Origin of the sequence: Mesorhizobium sp. LNHC252B00, from assembly GCF_000502955.1 — a bacterium.
GTDB lineage: Bacteria > Pseudomonadota > Alphaproteobacteria > Rhizobiales > Rhizobiaceae > Mesorhizobium.
On sequence record NZ_AYWO01000003.1, the window covers coordinates 526,968 to 552,351 of the forward strand.

Consider the following 25,384-nt stretch of genomic DNA (forward strand, 5'->3'; position numbering starts at 1 on the left):
CGCTCACGATCAGTCCTCAGCGCTGGCGTCGTCGAAGCCGATCAGGTTCCAGCTCTGGCGCATGTGCGGCGGCATCGGCGCGGTGACATCGATGACGCCCTTGTCCGGATGCGGAATGATGATGCGCCGCGCATGCAGGTGCAGGCGGTTTTGAATGCCGCCCGGAAAATCCCAATTGGTGTCGGCCTCGAAATATTTCGGATCGCCCAGGATCGGGCAGCCGATGTAAGCGGCATGGACACGAAGCTGGTGGGTGCGGCCCGTATAGGGCTCCATCTCCAGCCAGGTCATCGTCTGCGCCGCCTGCTCGATGATGCGATAGTAGGACACGGCGTGGTCGGCGCCCTTTTCGCCGTGCGCGGCGACGCGGACGCGGTCACCATCCGGCGTCGGCTCCTTGATCAGCCAGGTCGAGATCTTGTCCTCGCGCTTTGGCGGCACGCCCTTGACCAGCGCCCAATACGTCTTCTTGGTCTCGCGGGCGCGAAACGCTTCGGCGAGCTTCATGGCGGCAAGGCGCGTTCGGGCGACGACCAGCACACCCGATGTGTCACGGTCGAGCCTGTGCACTAGGCGCGGCTTCTCGCCCTTCTGGTTGCGCCAGGCTTCCAGCATGTCGTCGACATTGCGGGTGACGCCGGAGCCACCCTGCACGGCAAGGCCTGCCGGTTTGTTGAAAACGAAAACCTTGGGATCCTCATGGATCAGCATCTTGGCGAGAACATCGGCATCGCCCTGGTTGCGGATCGAATGGCCGGTCAGCGCGCTCTCGCCCTTCTTGTCGACCTCGAGCGGCGGGACACGCACCATCTGGCCAGGCTCGACACGCGTGTCGGCCTTGACCCGACCGCCATCGACACGAATTTGGCCGGAGCGAAGCAGCTTTTGCAGATGGCCGAAACCAAGGCCCGGGAAATGGGTCTTGAACCAGCGATCGAGCCGCATGCCCGCCTCGCCGGCCTCCACCGTGATCTGTTCAACGCCTGCCATATTCTTCTTCGCTTATCCGTTTCCCGGCAGGGCTCGGCCCTGCTCTCGGCGCGGCAATAGCATTATGAAACGGTTCTTGCGAGCCAAAGTCCCAGAAACAGGGCGATAATGGCGCCAATGACGCTGGCAAGCGCATATCCGAACGCCGGCAGCGTCGCTCCCCGCTCCCACAGCGTCGCGAAATCGAGCGAAAAGGCTGAGAAAGTGGTGAAGCCGCCGAGCATGCCGGTGGCAACGAACAGCCTAAGTTCGTTCGATCCGCCGCGACGCGCCAGGATGGCGATGAACAGGCCCATGGCGAAGGAGCCGACGATGTTGATGGCCATCGTGCCCCAGGGATAGTTGGGGCCGACAAGGCGCAGCGCGCCCATGCTGGTGAGATGACGAATGCCGGCACCGATGCCGCCACCGACCACAACGAGAAGCAGATTCAACATGACCGTTTTACTGCCCCTACAGGGGCAGCCTGGTCAATCCCTGCGTTGGGCAGAACTGCGCAGACCAGTCGAACTGGTCACCACTCAGGTGTTATCCAGCTTGGATATTTCTTCCTGAAGTCGGTGTAGAGGGCGTCCACTTCAGCTTTGCTGACCGGGCGCGTCTGTTCGTAGAGATAACCGGTAACGCCACCGGACAACTTGTATTCCGCGAGGCGTCTGTAGGCGGTACCGATGCCCTTCCCGTCGAGAATATACTGGTTGGAAAGCGTAACGCAGAGCTGCGCACCCGATTGCAAATGGGTAACGGGCGGGTCGGTTACGACAGCATATCTTGACTTCAATGTGTCAGGTACGAATCCATCGCGACTGTCCACTTGGCAAGGCCATTCAATGTGAGGATATAGGCTTCTTTTCAGGGCGAACAACAGCCAGCTGTTCATGACAGAGCCTGAAGCAAATACCGCAAAACGGTCCTCAGGACGCATTTCCCTGGTAAGGTCATCAGTAAGGCGTTTGTATTCAGACATACTGTCAAGATGAAGAGGGAGAATACCTTGGCTGGCATAAACATAATTGATCGGCGACAGCAACTGGCGGCCGATCGGGAAAAAGGTTCCCAAAAAAGCAAGTCCGGCGACAACGACTATGATGGCGGCCGACAATCGCGATCTCAGCGCCGGCATAGAAACGATCGCAACGATTGCCTGGGCGTATGCGGGAAAGAGCCAAAGAAACATTGGCATCGAATGATGAAGGTCCGGATCTTGTGTCCGAGTGAATAGAAAAAAGGTGGTTATCGAAGCGACGGCACAGAATAAAGAAAAGCGATTGCGACGTAAAAAAGAGATGTAAAGGCCAAATATTATCAACAGCCAGTTCACATAGCTGAGCCGGGACACTACCTGATCGAGCTGGGATGCCAAGGTCGTCTTGTATCCGCTGTAGATATCACCATAGTTGGTCCACAGAATCCTGAGGATCAGAGGTTGCTGGAAGGCCAGTGCGGCTCCGGCGACGACGAGAAGCGCGCACACGCCGCCTAACGCGGCTTTCAGGAGAACCGGAAAGTCCCGGTCTTTTGCCGCCTGAAACAAACAGAAAAAGGCCGCCGAAATTCCGCCGCCTATACCGGCATAGGCATACCAGCGGCGCAGCATGAACGCCAACCACAGGTACCCACCGACACGTATTCCGCTGATCACCGGTTCACGGGTCAGAAAGTTCGATTTCCAGAGAAAATAGGTCGCTGCAGAAAGCGCCAGGCAACCGCCGATATCCGGCCATCCGCGAAGCGTTGCCGCCCAGAACGGCGTGTAAAGAAAGGCCGCAATCCATACGGCAGGCCAGCCCCAGGATGGAGACGTCTCGGAGACCGCCTCCATGTAGCTCATTCTGCCCATGAAAAGAGCGGTCGGGACCAGGTAGACCGCGACCACTCCGGCGACATATGAAAGCCTCGATCCGCCAAATAGTAAGTAAAACGGCATCAGGGGCGCCAAAATTGCCGTGCTGTAATCGTCCGTGGCGATAGAGCCCCTCAGCAGGCGCAGCCACCGAACAGGATCTTCGACCAACAACACGCCCTGCTGGTTGAATATATCGAAATAGGCAGCGAAATCCCAATAATATATTGGCTCTTCAAGCGCTACGTATATGGCTACAAAAGCAACACCAAGCAAGATTGTACATAGGTAGGTCTTTATCCAGAATCGGAAAGTCTCGTTCTTCGTCACTTGGGGCCGCCAAAGAAAACAAGTGCAGGATTGTCGAGGTCAAACCGGGACTCCTACCGATACAGACAGGAACGGAGCCCCACGCGATTCGGAACAATAATCATCAAGTTGAGGGGGGATGTACACTTGAACCGGCGGCCGTCGCAAGCGCAAATAATAGCAATACTTACGATCACACTAAAGTAGCAATCGATTATATTATAAATGTGCCTAAATGCCGCCAGCGAAGCCAGCAGCATTTAGAGTCCCGATAGGGGATCAGGAAACCCCACGCCTTTAGGCGGCTGGGATCGCGGCGCTTGCCGTGTAGACTGGCTGGATGGAAGCGTACAAGCGTGGCAGCCACACGGTTTGGGACTGCAAGTATCACCTGGTTTGGGTGACGAAGTACCGTTACGCGGTGCTTGGCGGCGACGTTGGAAACCGGTGCCGGGAGTTGCTGCGCGAGACGGCGCGCGCATGAGATGGTTGTGCATGCCGGCTCGATCAACCGCGACCATGTGCATATGCTGGTGTCGATCCCGCCGCGGCTGTCGGTGTCGCGCGCGGTGCAGCACCTGAAGGGGCGCAGCTCGCACAAGCTGCTGAGCGAATTCGCAATACTGCGCAAGCGCTACTGGGGCCAGCACCTGTGGGCGAGAGGCTACTGGGTGGTGAGCAGCGGGAATGTGACCGACGAGATGTGGGCCGAATACATCATGAACCAGGAGCCGCCCGAGCCCGACGACAACTTCAACGTGACGTGAGTTCGCGCCCTGTCCGCCGGACGGCGGACCGATCCGGCTTTAAGCCGTAACTTGAAGCCACCGCCTTTAGGCGGTGGAGTATTCACAAATTTAAGCTCAGGTCGTCTCGGTCTTCTTCGCCTTGGTCGAACCGATCATCTTCCAGTTCTTGTAGAACATGGAATTGATGCGCTCGACGCTCACCGAGACGATGGCGAGCATGGCCGCGATCAGGCCGGGAACAGGGGACGGACGGATGATGTCCATGAACACGCAGTAGCGGCGGCCGTCATACTCATTGACCGAGCGATGCAGCAGCGTGTCGTCGAAGATGAACAGCGGATTGTCGTACCAATAATTCTTGACGTTGCCGCACTCGACGAAGATCTCCGATTTCACCGGGACCAGATTGTATAGGATGCGCAAGCTGAGCCGCAGCGGGCCGAAGTGCCAGGAGGTCGATTCGCGCTTGCTGAAGACGGAAACGGCGATGGTCTTGATGTATTTGAAATCCTTATTGAACTCGGCGACGTTGTCGATTTTGTGCTTGCCGTACCACTGGTAGACATACATGCCGCGCCGGCCGGCGCCGAAATTGGCGTCGATGTCGGCGATGATCTCGTCCTTGCGCGCCTTGAAGATGTCCAGGACCTCATTGACCTCGCGCTGATAGTCGGCGGGAAACTGCTCGAGCTTCCAGACGCCCGGATTTCTGTAGCACACAAGGTCGACCAGCAGATTGAACGGCGAAAGCAGCCAAGTGAACAGGCCGTTGCCGAGGAAGTAGCCGCTGAACAGCGATAGATCCTTGCGATCGTTGCGCAGCACGTCGATCAGGCCGCAAACGATGAAGATGGTCGTCAGGATGGGAATGAAATAGAAGCCAAGGGCGAGAAGCGGGATGGCAATGGCGAATTTGCGAAGGGTTTTGCGAAGGGTTTTTGTCATTTTTCCACGCGCGACGCGCGATCCTGTTGCGAATGAGGTGCCCAAATCACGGCAACGACCACCGCCCGGTCGTGCGCCTTGATAAGGTTTTTTGGGTTACCACACAACGGCCCCTGCTATCGCGGCCGGCTGGCTGCCTGGTGAAGCCCACCAGTTTCGGTCAATGCACCACCGGCAGGCCAAGCTCGTGCCATTTCCCCGGGGACCAGATTGCGTCGGGCACGATCCGCTCCGGCTGATTATCCGCCCGCCAGCGGCGTAGCTGGTCCATGGCCGCTTCGGCAACGGCATCAAGCCAGCGTCGCGGCGAGAACGACCGCCGCGGAAACGCCCCATGGCGAGACCTCGTTTCGACGCGTGACGAGACCGGGCACGCAAGCCTGCTATCCCCGCTCCTTGCGCAGCTTCGCCCAATAATCGAGCCGCTTCCTGATGTCGCGCTCGAAGCCGCGCTCGGGCGGATCATAAAAGGTCTGGCGGCCCATCTTCTCCGGAAAATAGTCCTGGCCCGAAAAGGCGTCCGGCTCGTCATGATCATACCGGTAGCCGGCACCGTAGTCCTCCTCCTTCATCAGCTTCGTCGGTGCGTTGAGGATGTGCTTGGGCGGCAGCAGCGAGCCGTGTTCCTTCGCGGCCCGCGTGGCTGCCTTGAACGCGTTGTAGACGGCGTTGGATTTGGGCGCGGTTGCGAGATAGACGGCGGCCTCGGCAAAAGCCAGTTCGCCCTCGGGCGAGCCTAGATAGTCGTAGGCGTCCTTGGCGGCGTTGGCGACGGCCAGCGCCTGCGGATCGGCAAGGCCGATATCTTCCATGGCCATGCGCACCAGCCGGCGGCCAAGATAGAGCGGATCCTCTCCGGCATCGAACATGCGAGCAAGATAATAGAGGGCCGCGTCAGGGTCCGAACCACGCACCGATTTGTGCAGCGCCGAGATCAGATTGTAGTGGCCGTCCTGGCCCTTGTCGTAGATCGGTGCACGGCGCTGAACGATGCGCTGCAATCCTTCGGGATCGAAGACCTCGCCGTGTTTGGCTGCCCGCCAGACTTCTTCGGCGAGCGTCAGCGAGGCACGGCCGTCGCCATCACTCATACGGATCAGCATGGTCCGCGCCTCGTCGTTGAGCGGCAGCGCCCTGCCCTCGGCCTCCTCGGCCCGCGCCATCAGCTTGGCGATGCTCTCCTCGCCAAGCGAATGGAAGACCAGGACGCGCGCGCGCGACAGCAGAGCGGCATTCAGCTCGAAGGACGGATTCTCGGTCGTGGCGCCAACCAGCACGACGGTTCCGTCCTCCATGACAGGGAGAAAACTGTCCTGCTGGGCGCGGTTGAAGCGATGTATCTCGTCGACGAACAGCAAGGTCTGGCGGCCCTTGGCGCGGCGCAGCTTGGCTGCCTCGAACACTTTTTTCAGATCGGCGACGCCGGAAAACACCGCCGATATCTGCTCGAAGGCCAGGCTGGTTTCGCCGGCCAGCAACCGCGCCACCGTCGTCTTGCCGGTGCCGGGCGGTCCCCAGAAGATCATCGAGCCAAGCGAGCCGGAACCGATCAGCCGGGTCAGCGCGCCGTCAGGGCCGGTCAGATGCTCCTGGCCGACGACCTCACCAAGGTTTCTTGGCCGCAGCCTGTCGGCCAGCGGCCGCCCGGGCGACGCTTTTTCCGGTTCATCGACGCTGAACAGATCGGCCATGCACTTCTTTTCGTTGGAGCATGAACCCTGATGCTCGGGGCTGTGCCCTAATAACGCAACACCTGACGCAGTATCTGCCCGCCGCGTTCGACCGTAAAGCGCCACCAGCGCGTATCAGTCTTGGCCGCCAGTTCCAGGGTCGCCGCGGTGTCGATGGTGGTGCCATTCACCTCGCGCACGATATCGCCCGGCTGGAAGCCGAAATCGGCGGCCGGCGAATCGCGGTTGATATCCACCACAGTGACACCTTTGATATCAGTGCGCAGGCCGAGCCGCTGGGCGAGCCGGGGCGACAGTTCCGCGACCTTGGCGCCCGAAAAAGGGCTGCGACCATGCAGGGTCACTTCGGCAGCCTTCATGCCCTCCGGAGCGCGCTCCAGCGCGATGTCCATCGCCGCCTGCTGGCCCTTGGTCAGAACCGCGAAATTGGCGGTGGTGCCGATCGACAACGTCGCCATCCGGTAGTCCAGCGCTTCGATGCTCTCGACCGGTTTGCCATTGAGCTGCAGCACGACGTCGCCGGGCTTGAGCCCCGCCTTGGCGGCCGGTCCGGTCGCCTCGACCGACGAGACCAATGCACCGGTCGGCTTTTCCATGCCGAGCGATTCGGCGATCTGCGGCGTCACCGCTTCGAACTCGGCGCCGATATAGGGCCGCTCGAAGAAGTCGAGCCCGGCCTTGGCGGCGTCGGCGAAGGCGCGAACCATGTTCGAGGGAATGGCGAAACCAATGCCGATCGAACCACCGCCGCGGCTATAGATGGCCGTGTTGATGCCGACCAGTTGGCCGCCCATGTTGATCAGCGCGCCGCCGGAATTGCCGGGGTTGATGGCGGCATCGGTCTGGATGAAGAAGCTGGAATCCGACACGCCGATATGGCTGCGGGCAAGTGCCGAGACGATGCCGCTGGTGGTGGTCTGGCCGACACCGAAGGGGTTGCCGATGGCCAGCAGCAGATCGCCGACCTCAAGCGCGTCGGAATCGCCGATCGCAATCACCGGAAACGGCTTGTCGGAGGCGATCTTGAGCACGGCAAGATCGAACGTCTCGTCCTTGAGCAGCACCTTGCTGTCGAATTCACGCCCGTCCGCGGTCGCCACCTTGACCTGATCGGCATCCTTGATGACGTGGTAATTGGTGACCACGACGCCGGTTGTGTCGACCAGCACGCCGGAGCCGAGCGACGACTGGGCGCGCGGCTGCGAGCGGCCGAAGAATTCCTCGAAGAACGGATCGCCATCGAAGGGCGATGTCACCTTGGCGGTCTGCGAGGCATAGACATTGACCACGGCCGGCGCCGTCTGCTTGACCAGCGGAGCGAACGACAGCTGCACCTCCTCACGACCGAACGGCACGCGCTTGTCCGGACCAGAGGTAGCGTTTTCGCCTTCGACGCCGTGCAGCAGATCGGTCAGCACGTCCGACAGGCCGGGATCGGTCTTGGTCTCCTCGGCCAATGCCTGCCTGACCACCGGTGCGGCCGCAAACGCCGTCATGGCGAAGAGCAGGACAAGGGACAGTCGGGTGGCGCGCATTCACGAATCCTCCAAGGCGAGTTCGGGGCCATTGTCCCGACGATTGTGCAAAATGAAAGGCTAAGCCGCCGAAATCCGATTATTTCGGCCAAAGACCCTTGGTTCCGGCCAGAAATCGGCTCTGGCCGCAAGTTTCTGCTTTCAGAAACAAAAAGGGGCCCGCAGGCCCCTTTGAATTCCAGGATAGACCGAGCCTTATGCGGCTGCGGCGTCCGCTTCGGTGCCTTCGGCTTCGATGCGGGCGCGGTCGCCAGCGCCCTTGGCCGAGCTGTCGCGATCGACGAACTCGATGACGGCCATGGCGGCGTTGTCGCCGTGGCGGAAGCCCGCCTTCATGATGCGCAAATAGCCGCCGTTGCGGGTGGCGTAGCGCGGTGCGATGGTGTCGAACAGGCGCTTGACGACGCCTTCATTGCCGATCTGCGCGATCACCTGGCGGCGGGCGTGCAGGTCGCCGCGCTTGCCGAGCGTCACCAGCTTCTCGACGATCGGACGCAAATCCTTCGCCTTCGGCAGGGTGGTGACGATCTGCTCATGCTCGAGCAGCGACACGGCGAGGTTGGCGAACATCGACTTGCGATGGCTAATGCTTCGGGCGAAGCGACGGCCTTTGAAACCGTGGCGCATGGCTCTTTTCCTTCTTCAGTTGTTCAAGAGGCCGAGGCCCCTGATGGTTTTCCGCATGACCGTCGGATCGAGCGGCCCACGCCGCCGATCCTTGGAATTCATGCTCAATATTGATCTTCGTAACGCTTGGCGAGGTCTTCGATGTTTTCCGGCGGCCAGTCCGGCACTTCCATGCCGAGGTGCAGGCCCATCGCTGCCAGGACTTCCTTGATCTCGTTCAGCGACTTGCGGCCGAAGTTCGGGGTGCGCAGCATCTCGGCTTCGGTCTTCTGGATCAGGTCGCCGATATAGACGATGTTGTCGTTCTTCAGGCAGTTGGCCGAACGCACCGAAAGCTCGAGCTCGTCGACCTTCTTGAGCAGCGCCGGGTTGAAGGCGAGCTCGGTGACGGCCTCGGTGGCGACTTCCTTCTGCGGCTCGTCGAAGTTGACGAACAGGCCAAGCTGGTCCTGCAGGATGCGGGCGGCGAAAGCCACCGCGTCCTCGCCGGTAATCGAACCGTCGGTCTCGATGGTCATGGTGAGCTTGTCATAGTCGAGAACCTGGCCCTCACGGGTGTTCTCGACCTTGTAGGAGACCTTCTTGACCGGCGAATAGAGGCTGTCGACCGGGATCAGGCCGATCGGCGCGTCTTCGGCACGGTTGCGGTCGGCCGGCACGTAACCCTTGCCGGTGTCGACGGTGAATTCCATGCGGATTTCAGCGCCCTCGTCCAGCGTGCAGATGACGTGGTCGGGGTTGAGGATCTCGACGTCGCCAACCGTCTGGATGTCGCCGGCGAGAACCGCACCCGGTCCCTGCTTGCGAACGACCATGCGCTTGGGGCCATCGCCTTCCATGCGGATAGCGATTTCCTTGATATTCAAGACGATGTCGGTCACGTCCTCGCGCACGCCGGCGATGGACGAGAATTCATGCAGAACGCCGTCGATCTGCACGGCGGTAACGGCCGCACCGCGCAGCGAAGACAAAAGCACGCGACGCAGCGCGTTGCCCAGCGTCAGGCCAAAGCCACGCTCGAGCGGCTCGGCGACCNGTCTTCTTCTTCGACGAGAACTCGATCTTGTTCGGCTTGATCAGTTCCTGCCAATTTTTCTGGATCATGATGCTTTCCTTCCGTTGACCCGCCACCATCCAATCGTGGCGGGCGACCTGGAATGCCGTGGAGGAGCGCCCCAAGGGCGCTCGCGCGACGTTCGGTAAATTGCTTAGACGCGGCGCTTCTTGCGCGGGCGGCAGCCATTGTGCGGGATCGGCGTCACATCACGGATCGAGGTGATGGTGAAGCCGGCCGCTTGCAGGGCGCGCAGTGCCGATTCACGACCCGAGCCAGGTCCGCAGACCTCGACCTCGAGCATGCGCATGCCGTGTTCCTGGGCCTTCTTGGCAACATCTTCCGCAGCCATCTGGGCAGCGAACGGGGTCGACTTGCGCGAACCCTTGAAGCCCTGGGCACCGGCCGACGACCAGGCGATCGAATTGCCCTGCGCGTCGGTGATGGTGATCATCGTGTTGTTGAAGGTCGAATTGACGTGGGCAACGCCCGACGAAATGTTCTTGCGTTCGCGACGGCGAACACGGGCGGCTTCCTTGGCCATGATGGTCCTTTCAGTTGATCTCTACACCGCCGTAATGCCAGCGGCTCCACCTGGAGAGCGAGTAGTGAGTAGTGAGTAGGGAATAGCGAATAGGGATTCCTACTCGCTATTGGCTACTCGCTATTCGCTCGCTTACTTCTTCTTGCCGGCGATCGACTTGGCCGGGCCCTTGCGGGTGCGCGCATTGGTATGCGTGCGCTGGCCGCGGACCGGCAGCGAGCGGCGGTGACGCAGGCCACGGTAGCAGCCGAGGTCCATGAGCCGCTTGATGTTCATCGAGACTTCGCGACGCAGGTCGCCCTCGACCTGATAATCACGGTCGATGGCTTCGCGGATCTGCAGCACTTCCGCGTCGGTGAGCTGGTTGACGCGACGTTCGGCCGGGATGCCGACCTTGTCGACGATCTCCTGGGCGAACTTCTTGCCAATGCCGTGAATGTACTGAAGCGCGATGACGACGCGCTTGTTGGTCGGAATGTTGACGCCGGCTATACGAGCCATGTTCTTCTCTTCTCCATTTGGGCCGGCCAACCTTCAGAAAGGCGGGTCCGGCGCTATCTTAAGTTGCCCCGCGTCCGGTGGAGGCCGGCCCATGCGGGAGTTTCCAGTTCAAAGCGACTGCCTTGCCCTTGCGGACAAGCAAAGTCCATGCCTGATAGGAAGACGGGCCGCCATACCGCAGCGAACCGCCTCCGTCAAGTGCAATCGTTAATTTCCCCGCGTTGCGTTCCTGAGCACCGCTTGGATCTGCTCCGTCACCGCATCGATATCGGCCATGCCGTCGACGCTCCGGAGCTTGCCCTTGGCATAGTAGTAGCCAATCAGAGGCGACGTCTTCTTGTAGTACTCTCGCAGACGCTCCTCGAACACGGCCGGATTGTCGTCCTTGCGAACAGGCAGACCAGCTGCCTGTGCCTCGTCGGCGCGCTTGACGATGCGGCCGATCAGCGCCTTATCGTCAACGACAAGCTCAATGACGGCATCGAGCCCCTGGGAGCGATTCGAAAGCATCTGCTCGACCGCGTCCGCTTGCACCAGCGTCCGCGGATATCCGTCGAGGATGAACCCATTGGCACAGTCGGCCTGATCGATACGCTCGGCGACGATCGCGTTGACGATGGCGTCGGACACCAGCTCACCGGCATCCATTACCGCCTTGGCGCGCTTGCCGACTTCGGTGCCAGCCTGGACGGCAGCACGCAGCATGTCGCCCGTCGAAAGCTGGGGTATGCCGTGTTTTTCTACCAGTCTTTGTGCTTGTGTCCCCTTGCCCGCCCCTGGCGGCCCAAGCAATATCAACCTCATCTGGCTTTCTTCCCCCCGCGCAGCTTCGACTTCTTGATCAGGCCTTCATACTGATGCGCAATCAGGTGACCCTGAATCTGCGCAACCGTATCGAGCGTGACACTGACCACGATCAGAAGCGATGTGCCACCAAGGTAGAATGGTACGCCAGTCGCCGAGATAAGGAACTCCGGCAGCAGGCACACCAGCACCAGATAGATGGCGCCGACGACGGTGATGCGGGTGAGAACGTAGTCGATATAATCGGCGGTGCGCTCGCCCGGACGATAGCCCGGGATGAAGCCGGAATGCTTCTTGAGCTGGTCGGCGGTGTCCTTCGGGTTGAAGACAATCGCAGTGTAGAAGAAGGCGAAGAACACGATCATCGCCGCGTAGAACGCCATGTAGAGCGGCTGGCCGTGGCCGAGCGAGGCCAGAATCGTGCTTGCCCAGGCCGGCATGTTCGTCGTCTGCGAGAAGCCGGCGACCGTGGCCGGCAGCAGCAGCAGCGACGAGGCGAAAATCGGCGGAATGACGCCCGACGTGTTGAGCTTCAGCGGCAAGTGCGAGGTATCGCCCTGGAACATCCGGTTGCCGACCTGGCGCTTCGGATACTGGATCAGCAAGCGGCGCTGGGCGCGCTCGAAGAACACGATCAAGGCGATGACGACGATGGCGAGCACGATGATCGCCAGGATCAGGCCGGTCGACAGCGCGCCGGTGCGGCCAAGCTCAAGCGTGCCGGAGATGGCATGCGGCAGGCCGGCGACGATGCCGGAGAAAATGATGAGCGAAATGCCGTTACCGATGCCGCGAGCGGTGATCTGCTCGCCGAGCCACATCAGGAACATGGTGCCGCCGACCAGCGTGACGACGGTCGAGATGCGGAAGAACATGCCGGGATCGCTGACGATGCCGTTGCCGTTCTCCAGGCCCACCGAAATGCCATAGGCCTGAACCAGCGCAAGCAGCACGGTGCCGTAGCGCGTGTATTGGTTGATGACCTTGCGGCCCTGTTCGCCTTCCTTCTTCAGCGATTCCAGCGAAGGGATGACCGAGGTCATCAGCTGCATGATGATGGAGGCGGAGATGTAAGGCATGATGCCGAGTGCAAAGATCGCCATGCGCTGTACGGCGCCGCCGGCGAACATGTTGAACATGCCCAGCACGCCCTTGCTCTGCGAGGAGAAGGCCTGGGCGAAGGCGTCGGGGTTGATGCCGGGAAGCGGAATATAGGTGCCGAGGCGATAGACCAGCAGCGCGCCGATCGTGAACCAGATGCGTTTCTTCAGATCCTCCGCTTTGGCGAAGGCCGAGAAATTCAGATTCGAGGCTAATTGTTCAGCAGCCGAAGCCATGCCTGATTCTCCGCTTGGTAACGCTTGATGGCCCTTGAGGTCAGGCGGTGCGTTTCACCGAAGCTCACGAGATAAGCTCCGGGCTCTAAACATGCAAGCGGCCGCGTGGATGCGGCCGCTTGATTAGGCAGATCAAAGCGCAATCGTGAGCAAAAACCGATCCCACTCCTGCCGATCGCGCATCAAATTGCCGTTATTCGGCAGCTGCCTTTTCCGGCAGTTTGACCGAGCCGCCGGCCTTTTCGATCTTCTCGATCGCGGCCTTGGAGGCGCCGGCAACGTCAAAGGCGAGCTTCGCCTTGATCTCGCCGTCCGAGAGGATGCGCACGCCGTCCTTGACGCGGCGGATGACGCCGGCGGCAACCAGCGATTCGGCCGTCACGGTTGCCTTGGCGTCGAGCTTCTTGGCGTCGATGGCCACCTGGATGCGGGCTAGCGAGACGACGGTGAAGCTCTTGGCGAAGATGTTGTTGAAGCCACGCTTCGGCAGGCGCCGGTAGAGTGGCATCTGGCCACCCTCGAAGCCGTTGATGGCGACGCCGGAGCGCGCCTTCTGGCCCTTGACGCCGCGACCGCCGGTCTTGCCGGAGCCTGAGCCGATACCACGGCCGAGACGCTTCTTGGAGTGCGTCGCGCCGTCATTGTCACGCAGATCGGTGAGTTTCATCTGAGTTCTCCTGCGCTCTGGCTCAGCCCTCGTCCACAACGCGGACGAGATGCTGGACGGCAGCGATCATGCCGCGCACGGAGGGCGTATCTTCCAGCGTGCGCTGCTTGTGCATCTTGTTGAGGCCGAGGCCGACCAGCGTCGCGCGCTGTTCCTTCGGACGGCGGATCGGCGAACCGATCTGCTCAACGGTGATGGTCTTGGTTGCTTTCTTGGCCATGGTCAAAATCCCTGGTCAGATCGACTATTCTTCAGCCGCAACGGCGGTGCCGCGGCGGGCCTGAAGGGTCGAATACTTGATGCCGCGAGCAGCAGCCACATCCTTGGGATGCATCTGGCTCTTCAGCGCGTCGAAAGTGGCGCGAACCATGTTGTAAGGGTTCGACGAACCCATCGACTTGGCGACCACGTCATGCATGCCGAGCGTCTCGAAGACAGCGCGCATCGGGCCACCGGCGATGATGCCGGTACCCTGCTTGGCAGCGCGCAGCAGCACGCGTCCGGCGCCCCAGCGTCCTTCGACGTCGTGGTGCAGCGTACGGCCCGAGCGCAGCGGCACGAAGATCATGTCGCGCTTGGCCGATTCAGTTGCCTTGCGGATAGCTTCCGGCACTTCGCGCGCCTTGCCGTGACCAAAGCCGACGCGGCCCTTCTGGTCGCCGACGACGACGAGTGCTGCAAAACCGAAGCGACGGCCGCCCTTGACGACCTTGGCGACGCGGTTGATGTGGACAAGCTTGTCCACCATGCCGTCATCGCGTTCTTCACGATCGCGGCCACGGCCGCCATCCCTACGTTCCTGTGCCATATCCTGTTCCTTGTTTTTTTCCGGAAGCACGGTTGCTGATAAGATCCGGTGCCTCTGTGGGTCACCGGGGGCGAAATTTTAGAAGCTCAGACCACCTTCGCGGGCAGCCTCGGCGAGCGCCTTGACGCGGCCGTGATAGATGTAAGCACCGCGGTCGAAGACGACTTCCTTGACGCCAGCCTTGGTGGCGCGCTCGGCGATCAGCTTGCCGATCGCGGCGGCGGCGGCGGTGTCGGCGCCGGTCTTGAGCGAACCCTTGAGGTCCTTCTCGAGCGTCGAAGCAGCGACGATGGTGTGGCCCTTGGCGTCGTCGATGACCTGCACATAGATGTTCTTCGACGTGCGGTGAACAGACAGACGCGGACGCTCGCCGGCGACCTTCTTGATCTGGCGGCGGACGCGCTGCGCACGGCGCTGCGTGGATTCCTTAGTACCCATGATAGTCTTCCTTGCCTTCAAAAAACGGGGGCCGTCATGTGCGGTAGGCGAAAGCGCCTCCCGCGACCGCTCCCCGCGGCGTTGATTTGCAGTGAATGGTGAATGGAAAAATGGTGAACGGTAGAAGCGGAGTGCCACCCGGCCCCTGCTCTACCCTACTGCCATTTCACCATTCACCATTCACCATTCACGACTATTTCTTCTTGCCTTCCTTGCGGACGATCTTCTCGCCAGCGTAACGGACGCCCTTGCCCTTGTAAGGCTCGGGGCCGCGGTATTCGCGAATTTCGGCCGCAACCTGGCCGACCTGCTGCTTGTCGATGCCTGCCACGGTGATTTCGGTCGGCTTCGGCACGGTGATCGTGATGCCCTGCGGCGTCTCGTAGACGACGTCATGGCTGAAGCCAAGTGCCAGCTGCAGGTTCTTGCCCTGAAGTGCCGCGCGATAGCCGACGCCGGTGATCTCGAGCTTCTTCTCGAAACCGTCCTTGACGCCCTGCAGGATGTTGACGATCTGCGTGCGCGACATGCCCCACTTGGAGCGGGCGGTCTTGGTCTGGTCGCGCGGCTGGACAGAGATCTCGCTGCCTTCCATCTTGACCAGAACTTCGTCGTTCACCACGAACTTCAGCTCACCCTTGGGGCCCTTCGCCGTCACGGTCTGGCCGTTGACGGTCGCGGTCACGCCCTGCGGCAGCGAAACGGGTTTCTTTCCAATACGAGACATTTTGTTGTCCTCGTCACTTCTCTTGTTTCAGGTCTCGGTCTTCGGGGATGATCCCGAAGACCGGATTCCACTTTTTCCGATCACACGCCAGATCAGAAGATCTGGCAGAGGATTTCACCGCCGACGTTCTGTTCACGCGCTTCGTGGTCGGCCATCACGCCCTTCGGTGTCGAAAGGATGGCGATGCCGAGGCCGTTGGCGACCTGCGGAATCGACTTGGCCGAAACATAGACGCGGCGGCCTGGCTTCGAGACGCGGGCGATTTCGCGCACGACCGGCGCGCCGTCGAAATACTTCAGCTCGATCTCGATTTCGGACTTGCCGTTGTCGAAGTCGGTCTGGCTGTAATCGCGGATATAGCCTTCAGCCTTCAGCACGTCGAGGACGCGGGTGCGCAGGCGCGAAGCCGGCGTCGAAACGCTCGACTTCTTGCGGCCATACGCGTTGCGGATGCGGGTCAGCATATCGCCGAGAGGATCGCTCAATGACATGTTATGTCCTCCTTACCAGCTCGACTTGACCAGGCCCGGGATCTGGCCGTTGTTGCCGAGATCACGAAGCGCGATGCGCGATACTTTGAGCTTGCGATAGTAGGCACGCGGACGACCGGTGACTTCGCAGCGGTTGCGGATGCGGATCTTGGCCGAGTTGCGCGGCAGGGCAGCAAGCTTCAGCTGAGCGCGGAAGCGCTCCTCCATCGGCTTGGACTGATCCATGATGATCGCCTTGAGGGCAGCCCGCTTGGGACCGTACTGGTCGGCAAGCTTGCGGCGCCTGTTGTTCTTCTCGACTGAGCTGGTCTTTGCCATTTCAGATTTTTCCTTTTCTCGCTGCCGTTACTGGCGGAAGGGGAAGTTGAAGGCCTTGAGCAATGCCCTGGCTTCGTCGTCCGTCTTCGCAGTCGTACAAACGATGACGTCCATGCCCCAGATCTGATCAACCTTGTCGTAGTTGATCTCCGGGAACACGATGTGTTCCTTGATACCCATGGCGTAGTTGCCACGGCCATCGAAGCTCTTCGGATTCAGTCCGCGGAAGTCGCGGACGCGCGGCAGTGCGATGTTCACGAGGCGGTCGAGGAACTCGTACATGCGTTCCTTGCGCAGCGTGACCTTGGCGCCGATCGGCATCTTCTCGCGGACCTTGAAGCCGGCGATCGAATTGCGGGCGCGGGTGACGACGGCCTTCTGGCCGGCGATCATCGCCAGGTCTTCGGCCGCGATCGAAGGCTTCTTCGAATCGGCGGTCGCTTCGCCAACGCCCATGTTCAGCACGATCTTGTCGATGCGCGGAACCTGCATCTCGTTGTCGTAGCCGAACTGTTCCTGCAGCGCCTTGCGGATGGTCTCGTTGTAGACCTGCTTGAGGCGCGGCGTGTTCTGGGCCTTGGACTGTTTGCTTTCAGCCTTGGGCTTCGTGGTTTGAGCCTTAGCCATTGATGACTTCTCCCGAGCGCTTGGCGACGCGCACCTTCTTGCCGTCCTTCTGGAAGATGAAACCGACGCGGGTCGGCTTGCCATCCTTGGGGTCGGCCAGCGCGATGTTCGACAGCTGGATCGGCGCTTCCTTGGTGATGATCCCGCCCTCTTGGGACTGGGACTGCTTCTGGTGACGACGGATCATGTTGACGCCGCGCACCAGCGCGGTGTCTTCCTTCGGCTGTACCGAGAGGACTTCGCCCGAACGGCCCTTGTCCTTGCCGGCCAGCACGACGACCTTGTCGCCTTTTCTAATCTTTTGCATTGGTCCGGCTCCTTACAGCACTTCAGGCGCGAGCGAGATGATCTTCATGTGGTTCTTGGCGCGGAGTTCGCGCGGAACCGGTCCGAAGATACGCGTGCCGATCGGCTCTTTCTTGTTGTCGACGAGAACGGCCGCGTTCTTGTCGAAACGGATCACGCTGCCGTCCGGGCGGCGGATGTCCTTGGCCGTGCGAACCACGACCGCCTTCATCACATCGCCCTTCTTCACGCGGCCGCGCGGGATGGCTTCCTTGATCGACACCACGATGATGTCGCCCACGGAAGCGTATTTCCGCTTCGAGCCGCCCAGCACCTTGATGCACATGACACGACGGGCGCCGGAATTATCCGCGACGTCGAGGTTTGTTTGCATCTGAATCATGACTGGCCGCCTTCTTCTTTTCTAACGGGATGGGCTCAAAGCCCCTCCCCGGTCTGTCCAAAATTCGTTGTTTACGCCCGAGGTCAGGCTTGGTCCGAAGACACGACGATCCAGCGCTTGTCCTTGGAAATCGGCTTCGATTCCTGGATGAACACCTGATCGCCAACCTTGTGGGCGTTGTTCTCGTCGTGCGCCTTGTACTTCTTGGTCATGCGCACGGTCTTCTTCATCACGGGATGCGTGAAGCGCCGTTCGACCTTGACGACAACCGTCTTCTCGTTCTTGTCGCTGACGACGGTGCCCTGCAGAATGCGCTTTGGCATGGTTTTCGTCCTTAAGCCTTCTTAGCCGCGGACTTTTCCGCAGCGATGGTCTTGATACGCGCAATGTCCTTACGGACCTGTCTCACGCGCGCGGTCTTCTCAAGCTGGCCGGTGGCCTTCTGGAAGCGCAGGTTGAACTGCTCCTTCTTCAGGCTGGCCAGGTCGTCGGTCAGCTGGTCCTGGGTCTTGGTCCGGATGTCTTCGGCTTTCATGATCAGCCCGTCCTTATTCTGCGATGCGCTGCACGAAGCGCGTCTTGACCGAGAGCTTGGCCGCGCCGAGACGCAGTGCCTCACGGGCGGTTTCTTCATTGACGCCGTCGATCTCGAACATGATGCGGCCCGGCTTGACGCGCGCCGCCCAGTAGTCGACCGCGCCCTTGCCCTTACCCATGCGGACTTCGGTCGGCTTCGAAGTGACCGGCACGTCCGGGAAAATACGGATCCAGACGCGACCAGCGCGCTTCATTTCACGCGTGATCGCGCGGCGTGCCGCCTCGATCTCGCGCGCGGTAACGCGGTTCGGCTCAAGCGCCTTCAGCCCGAAACCACCGAAATCCAGATTGGTGCCGCCCTTTGCGGTACCATGGATACGGCCCTTGAACTGCTTGCGGAACTTTGTGCGCTTTGGCTGCAGCATCGTTCTAACTCCAAATTCCTAAATGTCTCAGGCGTTTTCGCGACGACGACCGCGTTCGCGATCACCACCACCGCCATGCGCAGCATCGCCCTCGGTCGCACGACGCTCCGAAGCCATCGGGTCGTGCTCGAGGATCTCGCCCTTGAACACCCAGACCTTGACGCCGCAGATGCCATAAGCGGTGTGCGCTTCGGCAGTGCCGTAGTCGACGTCAGCACGCAGCGTATGCAGCGGCACGCGGCCTTCGCGATACCATTCCATGCGCGCAATCTCGGCGCCGCCGAGACGGCCGGCACAGTTGATGCGAATGCCTTCGGCACCGAGGCGCATGGCCGACTGAACGGCGCGCTTCATGGCGCGGCGGAACGCGATACGACGCTCAAGCTGCTGAGCGATCGACTGGGCGACCAGGGTCGCGTCGATTTCCGGCTTGCGCACTTCAACGATGTTGAGGTGCGTTTCGGACTTCGTCATCTCCATCAACTTCTTGCGAAGCTTCTCGATGTCGGCGCCCTTCTTGCCGATGATCAGACCCGGGCGCGCGGCGTGGATGGTGACGCGGCACTTCTTGTGCGGACGCTCGATCACGACCTTCGAGATGGCAGCCTGCTTGAGCTCCTTCTCGAGATACTTGCGGATCTTGATGTCCTCATGCAGCAGCTTGCCGTACTCGCCGGTGTTCGCGAACCAGCGCGAGTCCCAGGTGCGGTTGATGCCGAGGCGAAGACCGATCGGATTGACTTTCTGGCCCATTATGCGGCCTCCCCTTTTTCTTCGACTTCACGAACGACGATCGTGAGGTGCGAGAACGGCTTCTCGATACGGCTGGCGCGACCACGGCCACGGGCATGGAACCGCTTCATGACGATCGACTTGCCGACATAGGCTTCCGCCACGATCAGTGCATCGACATCCAAGTCGTGGTTGTTTTCCGCGTTGGCGATTGCCGATTCCAGCGTCTTCTTGACCGTGCCGGAAATCCGCTTGGCCGAAAATTCGAGATCGGAAAGCGCTGTCGCGACCTTCTTGCCGCGGATCAGCGCGGCAACCAGGTTCAGCTTCTGCGGGCTGATACGGATCGTGCGCAACACGGCGCGCGCTTCGTTATCAGCAAGCCTGCGCGGAGCTTTGGCCTTGCCCATGATTATTTCCTCTTCGCCTTCTTATCCGCGCCGTGACCGTAATAGGTCCGGGTCGGAGCGAATTCACCGAACTTGTGACCGACCATGTCCTCGTTCACCGAGACGGGAACATGCTTCTGGCCGTTGTAGACACCGAAGGTGAAGCCGACGAACTGCGGCAGGATGGTGGAGCGACGGCTCCACATCTTGATCACCTCATTGCGACCACCTTCACGAACCTTGTCCACCTTCTTGAGAAGGTAGCCGTCNTGGTCGACCGGGTTCATGGTCACGCCGCGATTGTGCGGACGCTTGCCACGCCAGACCGTGCGACCGGCCTTGCCGTCATTGATGTTGCCGTGGTCCGGATTGGACACGGCGCCGACAGTAGCCATGCAAGAGCCGTGAACGACACGCTGCTCGCCCGAGTTGAGGCGCAGGATCGCCATGCCCTGGTCACGACCGACCAGCTGACCATAACCACCGGCCGAACGGGCGACCTGAGCGCCCTTGCCCGGCTTCAACTCGATGTTGTGGACAATGGTGCCGACCGGCATCGAGGCCAGCGGCATCGCATTGCCCGGCTTCACGTCGACCGCTTCGCCGGAGACGATCTTGTCGCCGGGAGCCAGACGCTGCGGAGCGATGATGTAGGACAGCTCGCCATCGTCATACTTGATCAGCGCGATGAAGGCGGTGCGGTTCGGATCGTATTCAATGCGCTCGACCGTGCCGACAACGTCGAACTTGCGGCGCTTGAAGTCGATGATGCGGTACGAACGCTTGTGGCCACCGCCGATGAAGCGGGCGGTGATGCGGCCGTGGTTGTTGCGGCCGCCCGACTTGGTCAGGCCTTCGGTCAGACCCTTGACGGGCTTGCCCTTGTAGAGGCCGGAGCGGTCGACGATGACCAGCTGACGGGTGCTGGGCGTTACCGGGTTGAATTTTTTCAGTGCCATGTTTGTTGTCCTCGCCGCCTTGCTCAGAGACCCGTCGCGACGTCGATCGACTGGCCATCTGCCAGCGTCACGATCGCCTTCTTGACGTCGCTCTGGCGGCCAACCGTGCCACGGAAGCGCTTGATCTTGCCCTTGCGGACAAGCGTGTTCACGGCCATCACCTTGACGCCGAACAGCGCTTCGACGGCGGCCTTGATTTCCGGCTTCGACGCCTTCTTGGCGACGTTGAAGACGACCTGGTTCTGCTCGGAGGCCATGGTCGACTTTTCGGTGATCGCCGGCGAGACGATCACGTCATAATGACGAAGGTCGGTCATTTAAAGCGCTCCTCGAGAGCCTCGACGGCGGCCTTCGAAAGGACCAGCGTGCCGCGGCGCAGAATGTCGTAGACGTTGATGCCCTGGATGGGCAGCACGTCGATGTTGGGGATGTTCGTCGCTGCGAGCTTGAAATTCTTGTCAAGCTCGGCACCGCCGATCAGCAGGGCGTTGGTCAGGCCCAGCGTCGCGAAATTCGCGATCAGCGCCTTCGTCTTGGCCTCGGTCAGCTTCAGCTCGTCGATGATGATGATCGACGCGCTCTTGGCCTTGGCCGAGAGGGCATGCTTCAGCCCGAGAGCGCGAACCTTCTTCGGCAGTTCGTGCTCGTGGCTGCGAACGACCGGGCCGTGGGCCTTGCCGCCGCCGCGGAATTGCGGAGCGCGTGCCGAATGGTGGCGGGCGCGGCCCGTACCCTTCTGCTTGTACATCTTGGCGCCGGTACGCGCGATCTCGGCGCGGCCCTTGGCCTTGTGCGTGCCCTGCTGCTTCTTGGCGAGCTGCCAGCGCACGACGCGCTGCAGGATGTCCTCGCGCGGATCAAGGCCGAAAATCTCCTCGGAGAGTTTCACCTTGCCGGCGTCCTTGCCGCCAAGCGTTGTGATCTTGAGATCCATTATTCCGCTCCCTCTGTGGCCGGAGCCTCGTTCTTAGCAGCTGCCGCAACGGCGCGGATCGCGGCAGGCTTCGGCGCATTGGCCGGCAGTGCCACCTTGGCCGCATCGCGGACCAGGATCCAGGCGCCCTTCGATCCGGGAACCGCACCGCGGATCAGGATCAGGCCGCGGTCGGCGTCGGTCGAGACGATCTCGACATTCTGCGTGGTGACGCGGGTGTCGCCCATGTGGCCAGCCATATGCTTGCCCTTGAACACCTTGCCCGGGTCCTGGCGCTGGCCGGTCGAACCGTGCGTACGGTGCGAGACCGAGTTACCGTGCGTCGCGCGGCCACCACCCATGTGGTGGCGCTTGATGACGCCCTGGAAACCCTTGCCGATCGTCGTGCCCGTCACATCGACCTTCTGGCCGGCGACGAAGTGCTCGACGGTGATCTCGGCCCCGACGTCGATCATGTTGTCGGCGGAGACGCGGAACTCGGCGACCTTCGCCTTCGGCTCGACGGAAGCGGTCGCGAAATGGCCGCGCATCGCCTTCGACGTGTTCTTCACCTTGGCAAGGCCAACGCCGAGCTGAACGGCGGTGTAGCCATTCTTCTCTTGCGTGCGCTGGGCCACGACCTGGCAGTTCTCCATCTGGAGAACGGTGACGGGAACATGTTCCCCGGCATCGTTGTAGATGCGGGTCATTCCCACCTTCTTTGCAATCACACCTGAACGCATCGGTTCAATTCCTTTAGAGTTCCGGGCCAGGGGCACCGCCCCTTACCGCGCTCTCATTCCCTTAGAGCTTGATCTCGACGTCGACACCGGCGGCCAGATCGAGCTTCATCAAAGCATCGACCGTCTGCGGGGTCGGATCGACGATGTCGAGCAGACGCTTGTGCGTGCGCATCTCGAACTGCTCGCGGCTCTTCTTGTCGACGTGAGGCGACCGGTTGACCGTAAACTTTTCGATCCGCGTCGGCAGCGGAATGGGGCCGCGGACGTTGGCACCGGTGCGCTTGGCCGTCGACACGATTTCCTTCGTCGAGGCGTCGAGCACGCGGTGGTCAAACGCCTTCAGGCGGATGCGGATATTCTGTCCGTTCATGCGTCACTTCCTTGTTCTGGCGCGGCGCGGGCAGCGCCCGCGACAGATCGGTTTAAGTCCAAATTACTCTTTGATGGTGACGACGATGCCGGCACCGACGGTGCGGCCGCCTTCACGGATGGCGAAGCGCAGCTTCTCTTCCATGGCGATCGGCACGATCAGCTCGACATCGACNTTGATGGTGACGACGATGCCGGCACCGACGGTGCGGCCGCCTTCACGGATGGCGAAGCGCAGCTTCTCTTCCATGGCGATCGGCACGATCAGCTCGACATCGACGGTGATGTTGTCGCCCGGCATCACCATCTCGGTGCCTTCCGGCAGCGACACGATGCCGGTCACGTCGGTCGTGCGGAAGTAGAACTGCGGACGGTAGTTGGTGAAGAACGGCGTGTGACGGCCACCTTCGTCCTTGGTCAGGATGTAGGCTTCGGCCACGAACTTCTTGTGCGGCTTGACCGTACCCGGCTTGGCCAGGACCTGGCCGCGCTCGACACCTTCACGATCAACGCCGCGCAGCAGCGCGCCGATGTTGTCGCCAGCCTGGCCCTGATCGAGCAGCTTGCGGAACATTTCGACGCCCGTGCAGGTCGTCTTGGTCGTCGGACGGATGCCGATGATCTCGAGCTCCTCGCCGACCTTGACCACGCCGCGCTCGACGCGGCCGGTGACAACCGTGCCACGGCCCGAGATCGAGAACACGTCTTCGATCGGCATCAGGAACGGCTTGTCGAGCGGACGAACCGGGGTCGGGATGTAGGCATCGACCGCAGCCATCAGCTCGCGGATCGCGTCCTCGCCGATCTTCTTGTCCGAATCTTCCAAAGCAGCAAGCGCCGAACCCTTGACGATCGGAATGTCGTCGCCGGGGAACTCGTTCTTGGTCAGAAGCTCGCGAACCTCGAGCTCGACCAGTTCGAGCAGCTCGGCGTCGTCGACCTGGTCGACCTTGTTCAAAAACACCACGATCGACGGCACGCCGACCTGACGGGCGAGCAGGATGTGCTCGCGGGTCTGCGGCATCGGGCCGTCGGCAGCCGACACGACCAGGATCGCGCCGTCCATCTGCGCGGCACCGGTGATCATGTTCTTCACATAGTCGGCGTGGCCGGGGCAGTCGACGTGAGCATAGTGGCGGTTGGCCGTCTCGTATTCGACGTGCGCCGTCGAGATCGTGATGCCGCGCGCCTTTTCTTCAGGGGCAGCGTCGATCTGGTCGTAGCGCTTGTATTCACCAAAATACTTGGTGATCGCAGCCGTCAGCGACGTCTTGCCATGGTCGACGTGGCCAATCGTGCCGATGTTCACGTGAGGCTTGTTACGCTCGAANGCCGTCAGCGACGTCTTGCCATGGTCGACGTGGCCAATCGTGCCGATGTTCACGTGAGGCTTGTTACGCTCGAATTTACCTTTTGCCATAGTCTCTTTCCTTGGACGGCCCGGATCTTCAGTTCGGTCGAAGACCTTCAGTTCAGTCGAATGCGGGGCGATTAGCGACAAAGGCCAAAAAACACAAGCGTCTTTTGGCTGGGTGCCGTCTCACTCAGTCCGAACCATCGATCCGATTGCGGGGATGTGGCGCTGATATAGGAAGGCGCACCGCGAAATGAAATGGGTGGCGGGCCGATCGATCGATGCCGCGATAGCGTTGTCTTGCCTGCCCAATCCCTGTCTGATTCATGGCCAGGCCATGGACCATTGCTGAAGTCATCGAGGTCTGATCTCCTGACCGGATGCATTTCATCCCGCCCTCCATCCGTGGCCCGCTGTTCATGATCGTTTCGACGGGATCTTATCTCGTCAACGACACGATGATGAAGCTCGCGACGGCAGGCCTGCCGTCCTATGAAGTGCTGTTTCTGCGCGGTGCGGCGGCAGCGCTCTGGGGCTTCCCGCTGTTGTTCGCGCTGGGCTACGGCAAGCAGATTCCGCTGATCTTCGACGGCCATGTGCTGCGCAGGAACCTGCTCGAGCTGGCGGCGATCCTCTGCTATGTCGTGGCGCTCGCCAACATGCAGATCGCCGATTCCACCGCGCTTGGACAGATCACGCCGCTCTTGATGCTGGTCGGCTCCTCGATCCTGTTTGGCGAGCGGATCGGCGGCCGGCGCATGGCGCTGATCGGGCTCGGCTTCATCGGCGCGCTGATGGTGGCGCAGCCGACAATGCAAGGCATTTCGGTCTACGCCCTGCTGGCGCTCGGCAACGCCGCGTTGGCAGCCGCGCGCGACCTTGCCGGCAGGCGGGTCTCGGCCGAGGTGCCGGGCATGATCGTGGCGATTTCCGCCGTCGTGGTGGTGCTGATCGGCGCCGGTGCCGCGCATCTGGTTTCCGAGCGCTGGGTGATGCCCGGGATGCACCACCTGCTGCTGATGGCAGGTGCTGGATTTTTCCTGATCTTCGGCCACTTCTTCATCTTCATGGCCTATCGCGTCGGACCGACCAGTGCCGTGGCGCCGTTCTACTATTGCTTCACCGTCTGGGCGGTGATTTCAGGCCTGCTGGTGTTCGGGCAATTCCCCAACGCGCTGGCGATCTGCGGCATCCTGCTGGTTGTCGGCAGCGGACTGACCATCGTCTCGCTGGATCAGCGCCAGCGCCGGCTGGCCGTCGTCGCGTAGGC

33 protein-coding genes and 3 pseudogenes are annotated in these 25,384 nt (G+C 61.2%); 2 read left to right on the top strand and 34 right to left on the bottom strand.

Annotated features, from left to right (window positions below):
* Positions 1–9 precede the first annotated feature (9 nt).
* From X744_RS162805 to X744_RS162795, 3 genes are all read right to left on the bottom strand, one after another.
* Entirely contained in the window at positions 10–990 is a 981-nt protein-coding gene (locus X744_RS162805; protein ID WP_023757961.1) for an RluA family pseudouridine synthase, read from the bottom strand.
* A 62-nt stretch (positions 991–1,052) separates the two neighbouring features.
* The gene (gene crcB, locus X744_RS162800) at positions 1,053–1,427 is read right to left on the bottom strand and encodes a fluoride efflux transporter CrcB (protein ID WP_023757962.1); all 375 of its coding nucleotides are present in this window, start codon (positions 1,425–1,427) and stop codon (positions 1,053–1,055) included.
* A gap of 77 nt (positions 1,428–1,504) precedes the next feature.
* The gene (locus tag X744_RS162795; RefSeq protein ID WP_023757963.1) at positions 1,505–3,163 is read right to left on the bottom strand and encodes a hypothetical protein; all 1,659 of its coding nucleotides are present in this window, start codon (positions 3,161–3,163) and stop codon (positions 1,505–1,507) included.
* A 319-nt stretch (positions 3,164–3,482) separates the two neighbouring features.
* On the opposite strand from X744_RS162795, the pseudogene tnpA reads away from it, so the two are divergent.
* Positions 3,483–3,909 (top strand): annotated as a pseudogene (gene tnpA, locus X744_RS01000000169350) (IS200/IS605 family transposase).
* Positions 3,910–4,005: 96 nt separating this feature from the next.
* Here tnpA and X744_RS162790 read toward each other — a convergent pair.
* The 31 genes and pseudogenes from X744_RS162790 to tuf form a co-directional block, all read right to left on the bottom strand.
* A complete protein-coding gene (locus X744_RS162790; RefSeq protein ID WP_023757964.1) occupies positions 4,006–4,836 on the bottom strand; it encodes an aspartyl/asparaginyl beta-hydroxylase domain-containing protein in 831 nt (276 codons plus the stop codon).
* 383 nt (positions 4,837–5,219) lie between these two features.
* Positions 5,220–6,527 (bottom strand): replication-associated recombination protein A, encoded by a 1,308-nt coding sequence (locus X744_RS162785; RefSeq protein WP_023757965.1) that lies wholly within the window; start codon positions 6,525–6,527, stop codon positions 5,220–5,222.
* Between the two features lie 47 nt (positions 6,528–6,574).
* Complete coding sequence (locus tag X744_RS162780) at positions 6,575–8,062, bottom strand: Do family serine endopeptidase (RefSeq protein ID WP_023757966.1); 1,488 nt, start codon at positions 8,060–8,062, stop codon at positions 6,575–6,577.
* A gap of 195 nt (positions 8,063–8,257) precedes the next feature.
* Entirely contained in the window at positions 8,258–8,689 is a 432-nt protein-coding gene (gene rplQ / locus X744_RS162775) for a 50S ribosomal protein L17 (RefSeq protein WP_023757967.1), read from the bottom strand.
* Positions 8,690–8,793: 104 nt separating this feature from the next.
* Positions 8,794–9,793: pseudogene (locus tag X744_RS01000000169355) on the bottom strand (DNA-directed RNA polymerase subunit alpha).
* Between the two features lie 104 nt (positions 9,794–9,897).
* Positions 9,898–10,287, bottom strand: coding sequence for a 30S ribosomal protein S11 (rpsK, locus tag X744_RS162770; RefSeq protein ID WP_006205444.1), 390 nt, complete (start codon positions 10,285–10,287; stop codon positions 9,898–9,900).
* Positions 10,288–10,419: 132 nt separating this feature from the next.
* A complete protein-coding gene (gene rpsM, locus X744_RS162765) occupies positions 10,420–10,788 on the bottom strand; it encodes a 30S ribosomal protein S13 (RefSeq protein WP_023757968.1) in 369 nt (122 codons plus the stop codon).
* A 207-nt stretch (positions 10,789–10,995) separates the two neighbouring features.
* A complete protein-coding gene (locus X744_RS162760; protein ID WP_023757969.1) occupies positions 10,996–11,592 on the bottom strand; it encodes an adenylate kinase in 597 nt (198 codons plus the stop codon).
* The gene (gene secY / locus X744_RS162755; protein ID WP_023757970.1) at positions 11,589–12,929 is read right to left on the bottom strand and encodes a preprotein translocase subunit SecY; all 1,341 of its coding nucleotides are present in this window, start codon (positions 12,927–12,929) and stop codon (positions 11,589–11,591) included. Before secY ends, X744_RS162760 begins: the two co-directional genes overlap by 4 nt.
* Before the next feature lie 193 nt (positions 12,930–13,122).
* A complete protein-coding gene (gene rplO, locus X744_RS162750) occupies positions 13,123–13,596 on the bottom strand; it encodes a 50S ribosomal protein L15 (protein ID WP_023757971.1) in 474 nt (157 codons plus the stop codon).
* 22 nt (positions 13,597–13,618) lie between these two features.
* Complete coding sequence (gene rpmD / locus X744_RS162745) at positions 13,619–13,816, bottom strand: 50S ribosomal protein L30 (protein WP_006205449.1); 198 nt, start codon at positions 13,814–13,816, stop codon at positions 13,619–13,621.
* 24 nt (positions 13,817–13,840) lie between these two features.
* Positions 13,841–14,404 carry a 30S ribosomal protein S5 gene (rpsE, locus tag X744_RS162740; RefSeq protein ID WP_006333394.1) on the bottom strand — a complete coding sequence of 188 codons (564 nt, stop codon included), beginning with the start codon at positions 14,402–14,404 and terminating at the stop codon, positions 13,841–13,843.
* A 78-nt stretch (positions 14,405–14,482) separates the two neighbouring features.
* Entirely contained in the window at positions 14,483–14,842 is a 360-nt protein-coding gene (gene rplR / locus X744_RS162735; RefSeq protein WP_023757972.1) for a 50S ribosomal protein L18, read from the bottom strand.
* A gap of 193 nt (positions 14,843–15,035) precedes the next feature.
* Positions 15,036–15,569 (bottom strand): 50S ribosomal protein L6, encoded by a 534-nt coding sequence (rplF, locus tag X744_RS162730; RefSeq protein ID WP_023757973.1) that lies wholly within the window; start codon positions 15,567–15,569, stop codon positions 15,036–15,038.
* 92 nt (positions 15,570–15,661) lie between these two features.
* The gene (gene rpsH, locus X744_RS162725; protein WP_013531431.1) at positions 15,662–16,060 is read right to left on the bottom strand and encodes a 30S ribosomal protein S8; all 399 of its coding nucleotides are present in this window, start codon (positions 16,058–16,060) and stop codon (positions 15,662–15,664) included.
* Between the two features lie 12 nt (positions 16,061–16,072).
* Positions 16,073–16,378 carry a 30S ribosomal protein S14 gene (gene rpsN, locus X744_RS162720; protein ID WP_010909282.1) on the bottom strand — a complete coding sequence of 102 codons (306 nt, stop codon included), beginning with the start codon at positions 16,376–16,378 and terminating at the stop codon, positions 16,073–16,075.
* A 27-nt stretch (positions 16,379–16,405) separates the two neighbouring features.
* Positions 16,406–17,005: a 50S ribosomal protein L5 gene (rplE, locus tag X744_RS162715; RefSeq protein ID WP_013531429.1), complete on the bottom strand. Its 600-nt coding sequence runs from the start codon at positions 17,003–17,005 to the stop codon at positions 16,406–16,408.
* Positions 16,998–17,312 (bottom strand): 50S ribosomal protein L24, encoded by a 315-nt coding sequence (gene rplX / locus X744_RS162710; RefSeq protein ID WP_013531428.1) that lies wholly within the window; start codon positions 17,310–17,312, stop codon positions 16,998–17,000. The genes rplE and rplX overlap by 8 nt, the downstream gene beginning before the upstream one ends.
* A 12-nt stretch (positions 17,313–17,324) precedes the next feature.
* Positions 17,325–17,693 carry a 50S ribosomal protein L14 gene (gene rplN, locus X744_RS162705; RefSeq protein WP_006205457.1) on the bottom strand — a complete coding sequence of 123 codons (369 nt, stop codon included), beginning with the start codon at positions 17,691–17,693 and terminating at the stop codon, positions 17,325–17,327.
* 83 nt (positions 17,694–17,776) lie between these two features.
* Positions 17,777–18,016: a 30S ribosomal protein S17 gene (gene rpsQ / locus X744_RS162700; RefSeq protein ID WP_010909280.1), complete on the bottom strand. Its 240-nt coding sequence runs from the start codon at positions 18,014–18,016 to the stop codon at positions 17,777–17,779.
* A gap of 11 nt (positions 18,017–18,027) precedes the next feature.
* The gene (gene rpmC, locus X744_RS162695) at positions 18,028–18,228 is read right to left on the bottom strand and encodes a 50S ribosomal protein L29 (RefSeq protein ID WP_006205459.1); all 201 of its coding nucleotides are present in this window, start codon (positions 18,226–18,228) and stop codon (positions 18,028–18,030) included.
* 13 nt (positions 18,229–18,241) lie between these two features.
* Positions 18,242–18,655 carry a 50S ribosomal protein L16 gene (gene rplP / locus X744_RS162690; RefSeq protein WP_013531427.1) on the bottom strand — a complete coding sequence of 138 codons (414 nt, stop codon included), beginning with the start codon at positions 18,653–18,655 and terminating at the stop codon, positions 18,242–18,244.
* Positions 18,656–18,682: 27 nt separating this feature from the next.
* Positions 18,683–19,408, bottom strand: coding sequence for a 30S ribosomal protein S3 (gene rpsC / locus X744_RS162685; protein ID WP_023672753.1), 726 nt, complete (start codon positions 19,406–19,408; stop codon positions 18,683–18,685).
* Complete coding sequence (gene rplV / locus X744_RS162680) at positions 19,408–19,797, bottom strand: 50S ribosomal protein L22 (RefSeq protein WP_006205462.1); 390 nt, start codon at positions 19,795–19,797, stop codon at positions 19,408–19,410. Before rplV ends, rpsC begins: the two co-directional genes overlap by 1 nt.
* A 2-nt stretch (positions 19,798–19,799) precedes the next feature.
* On the bottom strand, positions 19,800–20,063 hold the full coding sequence (gene rpsS, locus X744_RS1000000174375) for a 30S ribosomal protein S19 (protein ID WP_198032189.1): 264 nt from the start codon (positions 20,061–20,063) through the stop codon (positions 19,800–19,802).
* Positions 20,049–20,735: pseudogene (gene rplB, locus X744_RS0136075) on the bottom strand (50S ribosomal protein L2); the annotation flags it as partial. The pseudogene rplB and the gene rpsS, both read right to left, overlap by 15 nt.
* 23 nt (positions 20,736–20,758) lie before the next feature.
* Positions 20,759–21,052, bottom strand: coding sequence for a 50S ribosomal protein L23 (locus X744_RS162675; protein ID WP_023757976.1), 294 nt, complete (start codon positions 21,050–21,052; stop codon positions 20,759–20,761).
* Positions 21,049–21,669 (bottom strand): 50S ribosomal protein L4, encoded by a 621-nt coding sequence (gene rplD / locus X744_RS162670; protein ID WP_023757977.1) that lies wholly within the window; start codon positions 21,667–21,669, stop codon positions 21,049–21,051. Before rplD ends, X744_RS162675 begins: the two co-directional genes overlap by 4 nt.
* Positions 21,669–22,391 carry a 50S ribosomal protein L3 gene (gene rplC / locus X744_RS162665; protein WP_023757978.1) on the bottom strand — a complete coding sequence of 241 codons (723 nt, stop codon included), beginning with the start codon at positions 22,389–22,391 and terminating at the stop codon, positions 21,669–21,671. The genes rplD and rplC overlap by 1 nt, the downstream gene beginning before the upstream one ends.
* Before the next feature lie 61 nt (positions 22,392–22,452).
* On the bottom strand, positions 22,453–22,761 hold the full coding sequence (gene rpsJ, locus X744_RS162660; protein WP_010909272.1) for a 30S ribosomal protein S10: 309 nt from the start codon (positions 22,759–22,761) through the stop codon (positions 22,453–22,455).
* 63 nt (positions 22,762–22,824) lie between these two features.
* Positions 22,825–24,180, bottom strand: coding sequence for an elongation factor Tu (tuf, locus tag X744_RS162655; protein WP_198032182.1), 1,356 nt, complete (start codon positions 24,178–24,180; stop codon positions 22,825–22,827).
* Positions 24,181–24,494: 314 nt separating this feature from the next.
* Here tuf and X744_RS162650 point away from each other — a divergent pair, with 314 nt between their 5' ends.
* The gene (locus X744_RS162650; RefSeq protein WP_023757980.1) at positions 24,495–25,382 is read left to right on the top strand and encodes a DMT family transporter; all 888 of its coding nucleotides are present in this window, start codon (positions 24,495–24,497) and stop codon (positions 25,380–25,382) included.
* Positions 25,383–25,384 lie beyond the last annotated feature (2 nt).

Bases quoted from the DNA above. Each gene is read 5' to 3' on its own strand.
- X744_RS162805 (WP_023757961.1), bottom strand. From the start codon at position 990: ATGGCAGGCGTTGAACAGATCACGGTGGAGGCCGGCGAGGCGGGCATG.
- crcB (WP_023757962.1), bottom strand. From the start codon at position 1,427: ATGTTGAATCTGCTTCTCGTTGTGGTCGGTGGCGGCATCGGTGCCGGC.
- X744_RS162790 (WP_023757964.1), bottom strand. From the start codon at position 4,836: ATGACAAAAACCCTTCGCAAAACCCTTCGCAAATTCGCCATTGCCATC.
- X744_RS162785 (WP_023757965.1), bottom strand. From the start codon at position 6,527: ATGGCCGATCTGTTCAGCGTCGATGAACCGGAAAAAGCGTCGCCCGGG.
- X744_RS162780 (WP_023757966.1), bottom strand. From the start codon at position 8,062: ATGCGCGCCACCCGACTGTCCCTTGTCCTGCTCTTCGCCATGACGGCG.
- rplQ (WP_023757967.1), bottom strand. From the start codon at position 8,689: ATGCGCCACGGTTTCAAAGGCCGTCGCTTCGCCCGAAGCATTAGCCAT.
- rpsK (WP_006205444.1), bottom strand. From the start codon at position 10,287: ATGGCCAAGGAAGCCGCCCGTGTTCGCCGTCGCGAACGCAAGAACATT.
- rpsM (WP_023757968.1), bottom strand. From the start codon at position 10,788: ATGGCTCGTATAGCCGGCGTCAACATTCCGACCAACAAGCGCGTCGTC.
- X744_RS162760 (WP_023757969.1), bottom strand. From the start codon at position 11,592: ATGAGGTTGATATTGCTTGGGCCGCCAGGGGCGGGCAAGGGGACACAA.
- secY (WP_023757970.1), bottom strand. From the start codon at position 12,929: ATGGCTTCGGCTGCTGAACAATTAGCCTCGAATCTGAATTTCTCGGCC.
- rplO (WP_023757971.1), bottom strand. From the start codon at position 13,596: ATGAAACTCACCGATCTGCGTGACAATGACGGCGCGACGCACTCCAAG.
- rpmD (WP_006205449.1), bottom strand. From the start codon at position 13,816: ATGGCCAAGAAAGCAACCAAGACCATCACCGTTGAGCAGATCGGTTCG.
- rpsE (WP_006333394.1), bottom strand. From the start codon at position 14,404: ATGGCACAGGAACGTAGGGATGGCGGCCGTGGCCGCGATCGTGAAGAA.
- rplR (WP_023757972.1), bottom strand. From the start codon at position 14,842: ATGGGTACTAAGGAATCCACGCAGCGCCGTGCGCAGCGCGTCCGCCGC.
- rplF (WP_023757973.1), bottom strand. From the start codon at position 15,569: ATGTCTCGTATTGGAAAGAAACCCGTTTCGCTGCCGCAGGGCGTGACC.
- rpsH (WP_013531431.1), bottom strand. From the start codon at position 16,060: ATGTCATTGAGCGATCCTCTCGGCGATATGCTGACCCGCATCCGCAAC.
- rpsN (WP_010909282.1), bottom strand. From the start codon at position 16,378: ATGGCAAAGACCAGCTCAGTCGAGAAGAACAACAGGCGCCGCAAGCTT.
- rplE (WP_013531429.1), bottom strand. From the start codon at position 17,005: ATGGCTAAGGCTCAAACCACGAAGCCCAAGGCTGAAAGCAAACAGTCC.
- rplX (WP_013531428.1), bottom strand. From the start codon at position 17,312: ATGCAAAAGATTAGAAAAGGCGACAAGGTCGTCGTGCTGGCCGGCAAG.
- rplN (WP_006205457.1), bottom strand. From the start codon at position 17,693: ATGATTCAGATGCAAACAAACCTCGACGTCGCGGATAATTCCGGCGCC.
- rpsQ (WP_010909280.1), bottom strand. From the start codon at position 18,016: ATGCCAAAGCGCATTCTGCAGGGCACCGTCGTCAGCGACAAGAACGAG.
- rpmC (WP_006205459.1), bottom strand. From the start codon at position 18,228: ATGAAAGCCGAAGACATCCGGACCAAGACCCAGGACCAGCTGACCGAC.
- rplP (WP_013531427.1), bottom strand. From the start codon at position 18,655: ATGCTGCAGCCAAAGCGCACAAAGTTCCGCAAGCAGTTCAAGGGCCGT.
- rpsC (WP_023672753.1), bottom strand. From the start codon at position 19,408: ATGGGCCAGAAAGTCAATCCGATCGGTCTTCGCCTCGGCATCAACCGC.
- rplV (WP_006205462.1), bottom strand. From the start codon at position 19,797: ATGGGCAAGGCCAAAGCTCCGCGCAGGCTTGCTGATAACGAAGCGCGC.
- X744_RS162675 (WP_023757976.1), bottom strand. From the start codon at position 21,052: ATGACCGACCTTCGTCATTATGACGTGATCGTCTCGCCGGCGATCACC.
- rplD (WP_023757977.1), bottom strand. From the start codon at position 21,669: ATGGATCTCAAGATCACAACGCTTGGCGGCAAGGACGCCGGCAAGGTG.
- rplC (WP_023757978.1), bottom strand. From the start codon at position 22,391: ATGCGTTCAGGTGTGATTGCAAAGAAGGTGGGAATGACCCGCATCTAC.
- rpsJ (WP_010909272.1), bottom strand. From the start codon at position 22,761: ATGAACGGACAGAATATCCGCATCCGCCTGAAGGCGTTTGACCACCGC.
- X744_RS162650 (WP_023757980.1), top strand. From the start codon at position 24,495: ATGCATTTCATCCCGCCCTCCATCCGTGGCCCGCTGTTCATGATCGTT.